This is a genomic window from Marinovum sp., assembly GCF_048263515.1.
GTDB lineage: Bacteria > Pseudomonadota > Alphaproteobacteria > Rhodobacterales > Rhodobacteraceae > Marinovum.
Genome location: NZ_JBLXEC010000002.1, coordinates 335,222 through 349,338, shown reverse-complemented (window position 1 = coordinate 349,338; position 14,117 = coordinate 335,222). Strand labels below are relative to the sequence as shown.

The following is a 14,117-nucleotide window of genomic DNA, read 5'->3' as shown; positions in this document are numbered from 1 at the left end:
CTCCTCGGCTCCTGCCAGAGCCTCCTCGCGAGGAAAGCCCGCACGGGCTTGAGGAGCGGCCCCAGCTGCCACCGGATTTCAAGGAAGCCCCCCATGACAACCGTCGATCCCGAATTTTCCGCCGCCGAGGCCCGCGAGGCCCGTCGCGCCCGTCTCTTCACCCGCATCAACGCCGCCGACAAATGGTTCCAGGTGCTGGGCCTCAGCTGGGCCACACCGGTGCTCAAGGCCGCCGCCGGCGACAACCCCAAGGCGCAGTTCAAGGAAATCTGGCGCCTGTTGGCGGTGCCGCTGATCGCCATCATCGCCTTCCTGATGCTCTGGTCTACACTGGCACCCAAGGTGCAGACCTCGCTCGGCGCTGTGCCCGGCCCGGCGGAAGTCTGGGTCGAGGCGGTCACCCTGCATGAAGACGCCCAGGCCAAGGCGGCCAAGCGCGAGAAGTTCGAGACGATGGTCGCGGCGCGCAACGACAAGCTCGTCGAGGCCGGCCGCGGTGACGAGGTCAAGGACATCGCCTATACCGGCGCGCCGTCCTACTACCAGCAGATCTGGACCTCGATCAAAACCGTCTTCTTCGGTTTCCTGATCGCCACCGCCGTCGCCGTGCCGCTGGGCATCGCCGCCGGCCTGTCACCCACCGCCAATGCCGCGATCAACCCGCTGGTGCAGATCTTCAAGCCGGTCTCGCCGCTGGCCTGGCTGCCGATCGTCACGATGATCGTCTCGGCGGTCTATGCCACCAACGACGGCATGTTCTCCAAGTCGTTCTTGATCTCGGCGATCACCGTGACGCTCTGTTCGCTCTGGCCGACGCTGATCAACACGGCGCTGGGTGTGGCGAGCATCGACAAGGACCTGGTGAACGTCTCCAAGGTCCTGAAGATGAACACCTATACCAAGATCACCAAGCTGGTGCTGCCCTCGGCCTTGCCGCTGATCTTTACCGGTCTCCGCCTGTCGCTGGGTGTCGGCTGGATGGTCCTGATCGCCGCCGAAATGCTGGCGCAGAACCCCGGTCTCGGCAAGTTCGTCTGGGACGAATTCCAGAACGGCAGCTCTTCGAGCCTCGCCAAGATCATGGTCGCCGTGCTGACCATCGGCGTGATCGGCTTCCTGCTCGACCGGGTGATGTTCGCACTGCAATCGCTTTTCACCTTCTCGAACAACCGCTGACAGCCGCCCTGGCCGCAACGCGGTAGCGCAGAAAGGACATGCAGATGAGCATCCTCAAATTCGACAATGTCTCCAAGAGCTTCGGTGAAGGCACGGCCGCCACCCCGGTTCTCAAGAACATCGATCTGGACGTGCGGGAGGGCGAGTTCCTCGTTCTCCTGGGCTTCTCCGGCACTGGCAAGACGACGCTGATCAACCTGATGGCCGGTCTGGAACAGCCGACCAAGGGGGCAGTCACCTTCAAGGGCAAGCGGATCACCGGCCCCGGCCCGGAACGTGGCGTGATCTTCCAGAGCTACTCGCTGATGCCCTGGCTCACCGTGGCGGGCAATGTGGGCCTCGCGGTTGACACGATCTTCCCCGGCATGGCCAAGGCCGAAAAAGCCGAGAAGGTCGCCAAATACGTCGACATGGTGGGGCTCTCCCACGCCACGCATCGTCGCCCGGCGGAACTGTCCGGCGGCATGCGCCAGCGGGTCAACGTCGCCCGCGCGCTGGCGATGAACCCGGAGGTGCTGCTGCTCGACGAGCCGCTCTCGGCGCTGGATGCGCTCACCCGCGCCAACCTGGCGGACGAGATCGAGGCGATCTGGGAGGCCGACAAGAAGACCTGCGTGCTGATCACCAACGACGTCGACGAGGCGATCATGCTGGCCGACCGGATCATCGCGCTGAACCCCGATGGCACCCTGGGCGAGGAATTTGCGGTCGAGATCCCCCGCCCCCGCGACCGGGCCGAGATGAACCACCACGACGGCTTCAAGGCCCTGCGCGCCAAGGTCACCACCTACCTGATGGACGTGGGCATCGAGGCCAAGGTCGAAGGCTCGCGCATCCTGCCGGACGTGACGCCGATCCATTCGGTGCCGAAGGCCGTCAAGGACGCGCAGGAAGGCATGATCGACGAGCGCTTCCTCGACTTCTCGCAGCTGCACAAGATCTACCCCACCCCGAAAGGCCCGCTCACCGTGGTCGAGAACTTCGACCTCAAGGTGAACCGGGGTGAGTTCATCTCGCTGATCGGCCACTCCGGCTGCGGCAAGTCCACTGTGCTGACCATGGCCGCCGGGCTCAATTCGATCTCCAAGGGCGCGATCCGGCTCGATGGCTACCACGTTCAGGGCGCCGATCCCGAACGCGCGGTGGTGTTCCAGTCGCCGAACCTCTTCCCCTGGCTGACCGCGCGCGAGAACTGCGCCATCGGCGTCGACAAGGTCTACCCCAAGGCCAGCCAGGCCGAACGGCAGGACGTGGTGGAATATTACCTCGAACGCGTGGGTCTGGCCGATGCCATGGACCGCTCGGCCGCCGACATGTCGAACGGCATGAAGCAGCGCGTCGGCATCGCCCGCGCCTTTGCGCTCAGCCCCAAGCTGCTGTTGCTGGATGAGCCCTTCGGCATGCTCGACAGCCTCACCCGCTGGGAGCTGCAGGAGGTGCTGATGGAGGTCTGGTCGCGCACCAAGGTGACCGCGATCTGCGTCACCCATGACGTCGACGAGGCGATCCTGCTGGCCGACCGCGTGGTGATGATGACCAACGGCCCGCAGGCCACCATCGGCCGCATCGTCGACGTCGACCTGCCCCGCCCGCGCACCCGCAAGGCGCTGCTGGAACACCCCGATTACTACGCCTATCGCGAGCAGGTGCTGAGCTTCCTCGAAGAATACGAACACGGCGCCAAGCCCAAGGCCGCCGCCCGCGCCGCGACTCCGGACGAGAAGGAAGCCGCATGATGGAAGCGATGATCGACAAGGACACGCGCACCTTCATCGAGGTGACCGAGGTCTGGGTGCCCGAAGGCGACAGGCTGACCCTCGCCGGAGGAAACTACGGCGACCTGGTGGACTTCAAGGCCGCCTCCGGCCAGACCAGTTTCATCAAGGGCGAAGGCCTGCCCGGCAAGGCCTGGGCCGAGGAGCGACCGGTGGTCTTCAAGTCGCTGGAGCCTGCCTCCTTCAAACGCGCCGAGGCCGCCAGGGCCGCCGGTCTGACCAGCGCCGTCGCGGTGCCGCTGTTTGACGGCAAGGTGCTGAAATCGGTGCTCGTCGTGCTCTGCGGCGACGGCGAGGACCGGATCGGCGCGCTCGAGGTCTGGAAAGGTGCCGACAGCCTGCTGACGCTGGATGACGGCTATTACGGCGCGGCGAAACACTTCGAGTTCGTCTCGAAGCACACCCAGTTCCCCCGTGGCCAGGGCCTGCCCGGCGCAGTCTGGGCGGCCAACACGCCGATCCTGATGCGCGATCTCGGTGCCTCCTACGGCTTTGTCCGGGCCGAAAGCGCCGGCAAGGCGGGGCTGACCACCGGTCTCGGCCTGCCGGTCCCGGTGCCCTCTGGCGAGACCTTCATCCTGACCCTGCTCTCGGCGCGGGGCACACCGATCGCCCGGCGGTTCGAGATCTGGGACGCCCGCGCTGCCCGGGTGGGCAAGGCCAATGACGCGGTGCTGATCGACGGCATCTGCGCCAGCGAAGGCCGGCTCTGGGCCGGCGAGGCAGAAGAGCCGCGCCGCGCCACCGCCTGGCAGGGGCTGATCGGACGCGCGCTGGGCACCGGCCTGCCGGTGGTCGAGCAGGCGGTGCCCGGCATTGCCGCGGGCTACGAGAATTTCGTTGCCCTGCCGATCCATTCCAAGGGCGAGCTGTCTCACATCGTCGCCTGGTATTCTTGAAAGGAAACGACATGCAGAAACTGGTCGTTATCGGCGCGGGCATGGCCTCGGGACGGGTGCTGGAGCATCTGGCCGACGCAGCCCCCGACGCCTATGAAGTCACCCTGTTCAACGCCGAACCGCGCGGCAACTACAACCGCATCATGCTGTCGCCTGTGCTGTCGGGCGAAAAGAGCTATGCCGAGATCGTCACCCATGATGACGCCTGGTATGCCGAGCACAAGGTCACCTGCCGTTTTGGCGAGGCCGTGGTGGGCATCGACCGCGAGCGCAAGGTGGTGATCGGCGAAAACGGCGAAGTGCCCTATGACAAGCTGATCATCGGCACCGGCTCCGCCCCCTTCATCATCCCGGTGCCCGGCAAGGACCTGCCCGGCGTCATCACCTACCGCGATCTCGACGACACCAATGCGATGATCGAAGCCTCCGCCAAGGGCGGCAGCGCGGTGGTGATCGGCGGTGGTCTGCTGGGTCTGGAAGCGGCCGCCGGCCTCGCCCAGCGTGGCATGGACGTGACCGTGTTGCACCTGATGGGTCACCTGATGGAGCGTCAGCTTGACGAAGCCGCAGGCTATCTGCTGCGCAAGGACCTCGAAGGCCGCGGCATCACCGTCAAGACCCAAGCCTCAACCAAGGCCATTCTGGGTGAGGACAAGGCCGAGGCCGTGCTGCTGGAAAGCGGAGAGACCCTGCCGGCCGATCTGGTGGTCATGGCCGTGGGCATCCGTCCCGAGACCCGGCTGGCCAATGATGCGCACCTCGAGGTGGGTCGCGGCATCGACGTCAACGCCCAGCTGCAGACCTCTGATCCCGACATCTATGCCGTCGGCGAATGCGTGGAATTCGACGGTCAGCTCTTCGGCCTCGTCGCCCCGCTTTACGACCAGGCCAAGATCCTCGCCGCCGCGCTGCTCGGCGAAGACGGCGCTTTCGTCCCCAAGGAGCTTTCGACCAAGCTCAAGGTCACCGGCTGCGATCTGTTTTCCGCTGGCGATTTCGCCGAAGGCGAAGGCCGCGAGGACATCGTCTTCCGCGACCCGGCGCGCGGCGTCTACAAGCGTCTCGTCATCGAGGGCAACAAGCTGATCGGCGCGGTGATGTACGGCGATACCGCCGACGGCAACTGGTTCTTCGGCCTGATCAAGGACGGTACCGACATCGAAGAGATGCGCGACACGCTGATCTTTGGCCCCTCCTACCAGGGAGGTGCCGCCGCGGACCCTCTGTCAGCCGTTGCAGCATTGCCGCTTGATGCGGAGATCTGTGGCTGTAACGGCATCTGCAAGGGCACCATCGTTCAGGCCATCGAAGGCGGGGCCACAGACCTCGGCGCGATCAAGGCCACCACCAAGGCCAGCGCCTCCTGCGGCACCTGCACCGGGCTGGTGGAACAGGTCCTGCAAGTCACGCTGGGCGACGATTTCCAGATGCCGACCGCGCAACCGATCTGCGGCTGCACCGACCTCAGCCACGAGGACGTGCGCCGGCTGATCAAGTCGCAAGAACTGAAAAGCCAGGCCGCCGTCTGGCAGGAGCTGGGCTGGACCACGCCCAACGGCTGCCATGTCTGCCGCCCGGCGGTGAACTACTACCTGCTGGCCGACTGGCCGCTGGAGTACCAGGACGACCCGCAAAGCCGGTTCATCAACGAGCGCAAGCACGCCAACATCCAGAAGGACGGCACCTTCTCGGTCGTCCCCCGCATGTTCGGCGGCATGACCACGCCGAACGAACTGCGCGCCATCGCCGATGCGGCCGAGAAGTACAACGTGCCCACGGTTCACGTCACCGGCGGGCAACGCATCGACCTCTTGGGCGTCAAGGGCGAGGACCTGCCGGCGATCTGGGCCGATCTCAACGCTGCCGGCATGGTCTCGGGCCACGCCTATGCCAAGGGCCTGCGCACGGTGAAGACCTGCGTCGGCAAGGATCACTGTCGTTTCGGCACGCAGGACTCGACCGGCCTCGGCATCCAGCTCGAGAAGAAGCTCTGGGGCTCCTGGACACCGCACAAGGTCAAGCTGGCGGTTTCGGGCTGTCCGCGGAACTGCGCCGAAGCGACCTGCAAGGACATCGGCGTGGTCTGCGTCGACAGCGGCTATCAGATCGGCGTTGCCGGGGCTGCCGGCATGGACGTGAAGGAAACCGAGCGTCTGGCAGACGTGGCCACCGAGCAGGAGGCGATCGACCTCGCCACCGCCTTCATGCAGCTCTACCGCGAGAACGCCAAGTACCTTGACCGGCCCTACAAATGGGTCGCCAAGGTCGGGCTCGACTGGGTCAAGGAACGGGTGGTCGACGATCTCGCCGAACGGGCCGCCCTGATCGAACGCTTCGAGCTGTCGCAGACGATCTATCGCAAGGACCCCTGGGCCGAAGAGGCCAGCGCGCGGCCCGAGCAATATGCCCCCCTTGCCGATCTTACCCTGGAGGCCGCGGAATGACCTGGCTTGATATCGGAGACATCAACGACATCCCCCTGCGCGGCGCGCGGGTGCTCAAGACCAAGATCGGCTGCGTGGCGCTGTTCCGCACCGCGCCGGATGAGGTCTTTGCCACCTCGGACCGCTGCCCGCACAAGGGCGGACCGCTGAACCACGGCATCGTGCACGGCCAGTCGGTCACCTGCCCGCTGCACAACTGGGTGTTCGACCTCAACACCGGCGAGGCCCAGGGCGCCGACGAGGGCCGCATCGCCACCTACCCGGTGCGCGTCGAGGCCGGTCGCATCCTGATCGACGCCACCCGGCTGGCACAGCGGAGCGCGGCGTGATGGCCGCCGCAGGCGAGACACGCTCGACCTGCCCCTATTGCGGGGTGGGCTGCGGCGTGCTGCTGCGCCCCGACGGCACCGGGGGGCTCGAGGTCCGGGGCGACCCGGACCACCCGGCCAATCGCGGCAAGCTCTGCTCCAAGGGGACGGCGCTCGGGGACACCGTCGGCCACGCCGGCCGCCTGCTGGCACCGAGGATCAGCGGCCAGGAGGTCAGCTGGAACAGCGCGCTTGATCTGGTGGCCAAGAAGTTCTCGGACACCATCGCGCGGCACGGCCCGGATTCGGTGGCCTTCTACGTCTCGGGCCAGCTTCTGACCGAGGATTACTACGTCGCCAACAAGCTGATGAAAGGCTTCATCGGCTCGGCCAATATCGACACCAACTCGCGGCTCTGCATGGCCTCGACCGTGGCCGGCCACAAGCGCGCCTTCGGCAGTGACACCGTGCCCGGCACCTACGAGGACCTCGACGAGGCCGATCTGGTGGTGCTGGTGGGGTCGAACCTCGCCTGGTGCCACCCGGTGCTCTACCAGCGGCTGCTGGCCGCGCGGGCAAAGCGCGGCACGAAAATCGTCGTCATCGACCCGCGCCGCACCGCCAGCTGCGACGGCGCCGACATGCATCTGGCGCTGCAATCGGGCAGCGACGTTGCGCTCTTCAACCGGCTGCTGGTCGAGATCTACGAGGGCGGTGCCTTTGACAAGGACTACCTACGCCACGTCGACGGCTTCGACGCTGCGCTCGAAGCGGCCTATGCCGATGACGCCGCGGTCACCGGGCTGAGCGAGGCCGAGAGCGCCGCCTTCTGCAAGCTCTGGCTGCGGCACGACAAGGTCGTCACCGTGTTTTCTCAAGGTGTGAACCAGTCGAGCGCCGGCGCCGACAAGGTCAACGCCATCCTCAATTGTCACCTCGCCACCGGCCGCATCGGCACGCCGGGCTGCGGGCCGTTTTCGGTCACCGGCCAGCCCAATGCCATGGGCGGGCGCGAGGTCGGCGGTCTGGCCAACATGCTGGCCTGTCACCTCGACATCGAGAACCCCAGCCACCGCACCGCCGTGCGCGAATTCTGGCAGGCCCCGGCCATGCCCGAACGTCAGGGCCTCAAGGCCGTCGACATGTTCCAGGCGGTGGGCGACGGGCGGATCAAGGCGCTCTGGATCATCCACACCAACCCCGCCGTCACCCTGCCCGACGCCAATGCGGTGCGCGATGCCATTGCCGGCTGCGAGTTCACCGTGGTCTCGGACATCACCGCCGAGACCGATACCGCGCGGCTGGCCGACGTGCTGCTGCCCGCCGCCGCCTGGGGCGAGAAAAGCGGCACCGTCACCAATTCCGACCGCACCATCAGCCGCCAGCGCAGCGTTCTGCCGGCGCCGGGACAGGCCCGCGCCGACTGGGACATCCTCGCCGACGTCGGCCGTCGCATGGGCTGGCACGCCGCTTTCGATTATCAAAGCCCGGCCGAGATCTTTCGTGAATATGCCGCGCTGTCGGGCATTGCCGGCTACTTCGGCCGCGATTTCGACATCTCGGCCCTGCGCGATCTGGAAGACCCGGATTACGACCGCCTCGCCCCCAGCCGCTGGCCGCTGACCGAGGCCCGGCAGGGTGGCCGCTTCTTTGCCGATGGCGCTTTCTTCCACGAGGGCGGCCGGGCCAAGATGCTGCCCCTGCGCCACCGCCCGCCAGAGGCCAAACGCGCGCCGCGCTATCCCTTCCGGCTCAACACCGGGCGCATTCGTGACCAGTGGCACACGATGACCCGCACCGCGTTGTCGCCGCGACTCTCGGCGCATCTGGCCGAGCCTTTCCTCGACATCCATCCCGCCGATGCCGCCGGGCTCGGCCTGCGCCCGGCCGATCTGGTCGAGGTCGAGAGCCCGCAAGGCAGTGCCATCCTGCGCGCCCGGATCAGCACCGACGTGCAGCGCGGCGATGTCTTTGCGCCGATCCACTGGACCGGCGAGACCGCGCCCTCGGCCCGGATCGATGCGCTGGTGGCGCCGGTGGTCGACCCGGTTTCGGGCCAGCCCGAAAGCAAGGCCGGCGTGGTCGCGGTCACCCGGCTCGAGGCCGCCTGGTACGGCTTTGCCGTCTCCTCGACGGACCTCGCGCCAGACTGCGCCTATTGGGCCCGCGCCCGCACGCCCTCGGGCTTTCGCGCCGAACTGGCCGGCACCGCGCCGATTGATGATTGGGAGGCCGAGGCCCGCCGGCTCTTCGGGCTGGAGACAGCCGAGGTGCAATCGGTGATCGACAGCGCCCGCGGCATCGCGCGCCTCGCCTTCTACGACCGGGGTCAGTTGATCGCCGCGCTCTTCGTCGCGCCGGAACCGGTGGCGGTGCTGCGCGACTACCTGGTGACCCTGCCCGGCTCCGAGGCGCCGCAGGCAATCATCGGCGCCCCGCCCGCCGACCAGCCGGACCCCGGACCGGTGCTCTGCTCGTGCTTCTCGGTCGGGGTGAACACCATCCTGACTGCGATCGAGACCCAGGGGCTGATGAGCGTCGAGGCGATCGGCGCGGCGCTTGGCGCCGGCACCAACTGCGGCTCCTGCCGGCCCGAGTTGGCCGATCTGCTGGCGCGCTGTGTCACGCCGGAGGCCGCAGAATGAGCCTTGCACCTTATGTCCGCATCCTCGGCCGCGGGCCGGGCCGGTCGCGCTCGCTGACGCTGGACGAGGCGCAGGAGGCGATGACGCTGATGCTGCGCGGTGACGCCGCGCCCGAGGCCGTAGGCGCGCTGCTGATGCTGCTGCGGATGAAAGGCGAGACGCCGGAAGAAATCGCCGGCTTCGCCCGCGCCGCTTGCGCCGCCCTGCCGGCGCTGCCCCGCTCCGATCTCGACTGGCCGTCTTACGCCGCCGGGCGCACCCGCGGCTTGCCGTGGTTCCTGCTCTCGGCCCGGCTGGTGGCGCGGGCCGGGCATTCGGTGCTGATGCACGGCTTCAACGGCAGTGACGGTGCGGTGCGTGCTGGCCTGGCCCCGGCAGAGATTGCCACGGTCACCGATCCTGCTGAATGCGAGCAAATTCTCGGCACCCACGGCATCGCCTATATGCCACTGGAAACCCTCTCGCCGCAGCTCTTTGCCCTGCTCAGGCTGCGCGACGTGCTGAGCCTGCGCTCCTGCGTCAACACTGTCTGCCGGATGTTCAACCCCGGCGGCGCGGCGGCCTCGGTTCAGGGGGTGTTTCACCCGTCCTATCGCGGCTTGCAGACCGAGGCAGCGCAGCATCTCGGGCTGAAACGCCAAACCGTCATCAAGGGCGGCGGCGGCGAGTTCGAGCGCCACGTCGGCAAGGAGATCGCCACCTTTGGGCTGCGCAATGGCGCGAGTTGGCAGGGCGTGGCCCCGGCGCTCTGCGACGAGACCCGGCGGCTGGACGATGGCGATACCGACCCGGCGCATCTCGCCGCGCTCTGGGCCGGCGAGCGCGACGATGCCTTTGCCACCGCCATCGTCACAGGCACCGCAGCGCTGGCGCTGGAGACCCTGGGCCATTCGCGCGCCGAAGACCTCGCACATTCGCTCTGGACCGGGCGCCACCGCGCCCGCGCCGCCTGACACACCCCGGCCCGACAGGAGACCGACATGAAAAGCTTTCCCATGTTCATCCGCACCACCGGCCGCCGGGTGGTGATCTGCGGCGGCGGCGAACAGGCGGCGCAGAAGGCGCGGCTGATGCTCAAGACCGACGCGACGCTGGTGCTGGCCGCGCCAGAGCTTGACGCCGAACTGGCCGCTCTGGTGGGTGAAGGCCGCGCCATGCAGCACGCAGGCCCGATCACCCCGGCGCTGTTCGAGGGCGCGGCGATGGGCTTTGTCGCCACCGGCTGCCCGGGCCTCGACGCGGCGCTGCATGCGCTGGCCAAGGCCGGCGGCTGCCCGGTCAACGTCGTCGACCGGCCTGATCTCTGCGACCTGACAACGCCCTCGCTGGTCGACCGCGACCCGGTGGTGGTGGCGATCGGGACCGAAGGCACCGCGCCGGTGCTGGCGCGGCAGATCAAGACGCAAGTGGAAGAGATGCTGACGCCCAACCTCGGCGGTCTGGCCGCTCTGGCCGGCCGGATGCGCAGCGCCGTGGCGCAGCGCGTGGCCCCGGCGCAAAGGCGCGCCTTCTGGGCCTGGGTCTTCGCCGATGCGCCGCGCCGGGCCTGGACCCGCGGCGCCGAGCGTGAGGCGGCGCAGGCACTGAAAACCGCGATCTCGCAGGGCCGCGCACCGGGGGCCGAGACCACCGGCTCCATCGCCTTGGTCGGCGCCGGCCCCGGTGCGCGCGACCTGCTGACCCTGCGCGCGGTGCAGCGGTTGCAGGAGGCGGATGTGATCTTCTATGACCGGCTGGTCGATACCGAGATTCTCGAGTTGGCGCGGCGCGATGCCGAGCGGGTCTATGTCGGCAAGGTGGTGGGCGCCCATGCCTGGCCGCAGAACCGGATCAACGCGGTGATCGTGGCGGCGGCGCTGAAAGGGCAGCGGGTGGTGCGGCTGAAAAGCGGCGATCCCGGCATTTTCGGCCGGGCGACCGAAGAGCTCGAGGCAGCCTCTGACGCGGGCATCCCGGTCGAGATCGTGCCAGGCATCACCGCCGCCTGCGCCGCGGCGGCCAGTGCCGGGCGGTCGCTGACCTCGCGCGGGGTGTCCGACACGCTGGTGCTGACCACCGGCACCTGCCGCGACGACGACCCCCTGCCCGACTGCGCCCGCCACGCCCAACCGGGCACGACGCTGGCGCTTTACATGGCGGTGCGGCAATCGGCGCGGATCGTCGACGGCTTGCTGGCGCGGGGCTTGCCCGGCGCGGCTGATGTGACCGTGGCGGTCGAGGTCTCGAAGCCCGGCGAACGACAGCTGCGCTGCCGCCTAGACGGGCTGACGGACTGCCTGGAGGCGCATGCGGTGACGGGGGTGGCGGTGCTGCTGATCACCTGGCCGAAGGCAGTGGAGATGCCGGTGGCGCTGTCGGCGTGAGGAGCTGAGCGCTTGCGGACTTTCGACGTGAGAGGTCCCGGATCAAGTCCGGGACGTGTGGAGCTTTCCGACAAGCCTTGGACTATCCCACCAAGGCGCGGAACAAGGCCGAAGGCCGCCGCGCCATCGCCGGGCCGCCCACTCGGCACGGCGATTGGGTGACGTGGGCGCAGCGCTCATTCAAAGCGCGCAAGTGGCGGGGATAAAGCGAGCAGACCAACCGGTGCATCGCCGCACCGCGGCCCGCCGATGGCACGGCTTGGGGTCGGCGGTGAAGGGTGAGGTCCCGGATCAAGTCCGGGACGTGAGGCGCTTTCGGACAAGCCTTGGACTATCCCTCCAAGGCGCGGAACAAGGCCGCAGGCTGCCGCGCCATCGCCGGGCCGCCCCATCGGCACGGCGATTGGGTGACGTAAAAGCATCGTTTATTCAAAGCGCGCCAGTGGCGGGGATAAAGTGAGCAGAACGATCGATGCATCGCCGTACCGCGGCCCGGCGACGGCGCGGCTCGGGGTATAGGGCGGGCGCAGGAGAGGTCCCGGATCGAGTCCGGGACGCGAACTCCTGGCCTTGCCGCATCGCGAGAGGTCCCGGATCACGTCCGGGACGTCACCTGCCTCACCCCGGCATCGTCTGGGCCAGGCGTTGCAGCAGGCTGTCGCGGGTGATCACGCCCAGCGCCTCGCCGTCGTCGGTGACGGTGATCCGCGAGACGTTGTCGGAGAACATCTGCACTAGGTCGTTGATCGGCGTCCCGGGCGCGACCTGGGGGCCGTCGCCGCTGCCGGGCTCCATCATGTCGCGGGCGCAGAGCACACCCAGCGGGTTCATGTGGGCCACGAACTCGGCGACATACTCGGTGGCAGGGTTCGAGAAGATCTCGCGCGGAGTGCCGCATTGCACGATCCGCCCGCCCTCCATGATGGCGATGCGGTCGCCGATCTTGAAGGCCTCGTCGAGATCGTGGCTGACAAAGATGATCGTGCGGCCAAGGCGTTGCTGCAGGTCCAGCAGTTCGTCCTGCAAACGGGTGCGGATCAGCGGATCGAGCGCGCTGAAGGGCTCGTCCATCAACAAGACCGGCGCCTTGGTGGCAAAGGCCCGCGCCAGGCCCACGCGCTGCTGCATCCCGCCCGAGAGCTCGCCGACCTTGCGGTCGGCCCAGTCCGCCAGCCCCACCAGCGCCAGCTCTTCCTCGGCCTGGGCATTGCGGTCGGTGCGGCTCATGCCGCCCAGCTCGAGCCCCAGCACCACGTTGTCGCGCACCGTGCGCCAGGGCAGCAGGCCGAACTGCTGGAACACCATGGCCACATGCCTGAGCCGCAGGTCGCGCAGGGTCTGGCGGTCGGCATGTGTGACATCGACCATCTCCTCGCCGCAGCGCAGCCGGACCTGGCCCCGCGCCACCGGGTTCAACCCGTTGACCGCGCGCAGCAGCGTCGACTTGCCCGAGCCCGAGAGGCCCATAAGCACGAGGATCTCGCCCTCCTTCACGTCGATGCGGCAGTTGTGCACGCCCAGCACCTGGCCGGTCTGCTGCTGGATCTCGGCGCGGTCCCTGCCCTTGTCCATCAGGGGCAGCGCCTCTTCGGGATGATTGCCGAAGACGATGGAGACATTGTCGAACTCGACGGCGTTTTTCCTTGGTTCGGTCATTTGCGATCCACCCTCAGCATCCGGTCCAGCATGATGGCCACGACAACGATGACGAAGCCCGATTCAAACCCCAGCGAGGTGTTCACCTGATTGAGCGCGCGCACCACCGGCACGCCCAGCCCGTCGGCCCCGACCAGTGCCGCGATCACCACCATCGACAGCGACAACATGATCGTCTGGTTCAGCCCGGCCATGATCTGCGGAAAGGCATAAGGCAGCTCGACCTTGACCAGCTTCTGCCAGCCGGTGGCGCCAAAGGCATCCGCCGCCTCGAGCAGCGCATCGGGGGTCGAGGTCACGCCCAGATGCGTCAACCGGATCGGCGCCGGCACGACGAAGATCACGGTGGCGATCAGGCCGGGCACCATGCCGATGCCGAAAAACACAATCGCCGGAATGAGATAGACAAAGGTCGGCAGGGTCTGCATCAGGTCCAGAACCGGCCGCATCCAGGCATAGAGCCTGGGCCTGTGCGCCACGGCGATGCCTATGGGCACGCCCACCCCCATGCAGACCACGCAGGCCGACAGCACCAGCGTCAGGCTCTCGGTGGTCTCTTCCCAGTAGCCCTGATTGAGGATGAAGAGAAAGCCCAGGACGATGAAGAGCGTGATCTTCCAGCTGCGGTGCAACACCCAGGTCAGCGCCGCGAAGCAGGCAATGATCAGCAGCGGATGCGGCGTCTGCAGCACCCAGAGGATGCCCTCGATCATCGCGTCCATGGCATCCGACAGCGCGTCGAAGAACCACGCGCCGTAGGTCTGCATCAGGTCGAAGACCCAGGCCGCCGATTTGCCGACGGGGATCTTGTTTTCGGTCAGCCAGTCCATCTGTCGCTCTCCCGGTTGCCG

At 67.6% G+C, this 14,117-nt stretch carries 10 protein-coding genes; 8 read left to right on the top strand and 2 right to left on the bottom strand.

Going from position 1 to position 14,117, the window contains the following annotated elements; genetic code table 11:
* Positions 1 to 93 precede the first annotated feature (93 nt).
* The 8 genes from ACN0SE_RS04165 to cysG are packed head-to-tail and all read left to right on the top strand — an operon-like array spanning position 94 to position 11,610.
* A complete protein-coding gene (locus ACN0SE_RS04165; RefSeq protein WP_417523221.1) occupies positions 94 to 1,176 on the top strand; it encodes an ABC transporter permease in 1,083 nt (360 codons plus the stop codon).
* A gap of 44 nt (positions 1,177 to 1,220) precedes the next feature.
* A complete protein-coding gene (locus ACN0SE_RS04160) occupies positions 1,221 to 2,912 on the top strand; it encodes an ABC transporter ATP-binding protein (protein ID WP_417523220.1) in 1,692 nt (563 codons plus the stop codon).
* Positions 2,909 to 3,850: a GAF domain-containing protein gene (locus ACN0SE_RS04155; RefSeq protein WP_417523219.1), complete on the top strand. Its 942-nt coding sequence runs from the start codon at positions 2,909 to 2,911 to the stop codon at positions 3,848 to 3,850. Before ACN0SE_RS04160 ends, ACN0SE_RS04155 begins: the two co-directional genes overlap by 4 nt.
* An 11-nt stretch (positions 3,851 to 3,861) precedes the next feature.
* On the top strand, positions 3,862 to 6,294 hold the full coding sequence (nirB, locus tag ACN0SE_RS04150; RefSeq protein ID WP_417523218.1) for a nitrite reductase large subunit NirB: 2,433 nt from the start codon (positions 3,862 to 3,864) through the stop codon (positions 6,292 to 6,294).
* Complete coding sequence (nirD, locus tag ACN0SE_RS04145) at positions 6,291 to 6,623, top strand: nitrite reductase small subunit NirD (RefSeq protein WP_417523217.1); 333 nt, start codon at positions 6,291 to 6,293, stop codon at positions 6,621 to 6,623. Before nirB ends, nirD begins: the two co-directional genes overlap by 4 nt.
* The gene (locus ACN0SE_RS04140; protein ID WP_417523259.1) at positions 6,623 to 9,247 is read left to right on the top strand and encodes a molybdopterin-dependent oxidoreductase; all 2,625 of its coding nucleotides are present in this window, start codon (positions 6,623 to 6,625) and stop codon (positions 9,245 to 9,247) included. The genes nirD and ACN0SE_RS04140 overlap by 1 nt, the downstream gene beginning before the upstream one ends.
* Positions 9,244 to 10,200, top strand: a complete 957-nt coding sequence (locus tag ACN0SE_RS04135; RefSeq protein WP_417523216.1) for a glycosyl transferase family protein — start codon at positions 9,244 to 9,246, stop codon at positions 10,198 to 10,200. Before ACN0SE_RS04140 ends, ACN0SE_RS04135 begins: the two co-directional genes overlap by 4 nt.
* Positions 10,201 to 10,227: 27 nt before the next feature.
* Positions 10,228 to 11,610, top strand: coding sequence for a siroheme synthase CysG (gene cysG, locus ACN0SE_RS04130; RefSeq protein WP_417523215.1), 1,383 nt, complete (start codon positions 10,228 to 10,230; stop codon positions 11,608 to 11,610).
* 618 nt (positions 11,611 to 12,228) lie between these two features.
* Here the strand turns inward: cysG and choV are convergent.
* Complete coding sequence (gene choV / locus ACN0SE_RS04125; protein WP_417523214.1) at positions 12,229 to 13,266, bottom strand: choline ABC transporter ATP-binding protein; 1,038 nt, start codon at positions 13,264 to 13,266, stop codon at positions 12,229 to 12,231.
* Positions 13,263 to 14,096 (bottom strand): choline ABC transporter permease subunit, encoded by an 834-nt coding sequence (choW, locus tag ACN0SE_RS04120; protein ID WP_417523213.1) that lies wholly within the window; start codon positions 14,094 to 14,096, stop codon positions 13,263 to 13,265. Before choW ends, choV begins: the two co-directional genes overlap by 4 nt.
* Positions 14,097 to 14,117 lie beyond the last annotated feature (21 nt).

What these genes read in the sequence shown, in the direction of transcription:
- ACN0SE_RS04160 (WP_417523220.1), top strand. Translation starts at nt 1,221, where the DNA reads ATGAGCATCCTCAAATTCGACAATGTCTCCAAGAGCTTCGGTGAAGGC.
- ACN0SE_RS04155 (WP_417523219.1), top strand. Translation starts at nt 2,909, where the DNA reads ATGATGGAAGCGATGATCGACAAGGACACGCGCACCTTCATCGAGGTG.
- ACN0SE_RS04140 (WP_417523259.1), top strand. Translation starts at nt 6,623, where the DNA reads ATGGCCGCCGCAGGCGAGACACGCTCGACCTGCCCCTATTGCGGGGTG.
- choV (WP_417523214.1), bottom strand. Translation starts at nt 13,266, where the DNA reads ATGACCGAACCAAGGAAAAACGCCGTCGAGTTCGACAATGTCTCCATC.
- nirD (WP_417523217.1), top strand. Translation starts at nt 6,291, where the DNA reads ATGACCTGGCTTGATATCGGAGACATCAACGACATCCCCCTGCGCGGC.
- ACN0SE_RS04135 (WP_417523216.1), top strand. Translation starts at nt 9,244, where the DNA reads ATGAGCCTTGCACCTTATGTCCGCATCCTCGGCCGCGGGCCGGGCCGG.
- choW (WP_417523213.1), bottom strand. Translation starts at nt 14,096, where the DNA reads ATGGACTGGCTGACCGAAAACAAGATCCCCGTCGGCAAATCGGCGGCC.
- nirB (WP_417523218.1), top strand. Translation starts at nt 3,862, where the DNA reads ATGCAGAAACTGGTCGTTATCGGCGCGGGCATGGCCTCGGGACGGGTG.
- cysG (WP_417523215.1), top strand. Translation starts at nt 10,228, where the DNA reads ATGAAAAGCTTTCCCATGTTCATCCGCACCACCGGCCGCCGGGTGGTG.
- ACN0SE_RS04165 (WP_417523221.1), top strand. Translation starts at nt 94, where the DNA reads ATGACAACCGTCGATCCCGAATTTTCCGCCGCCGAGGCCCGCGAGGCC.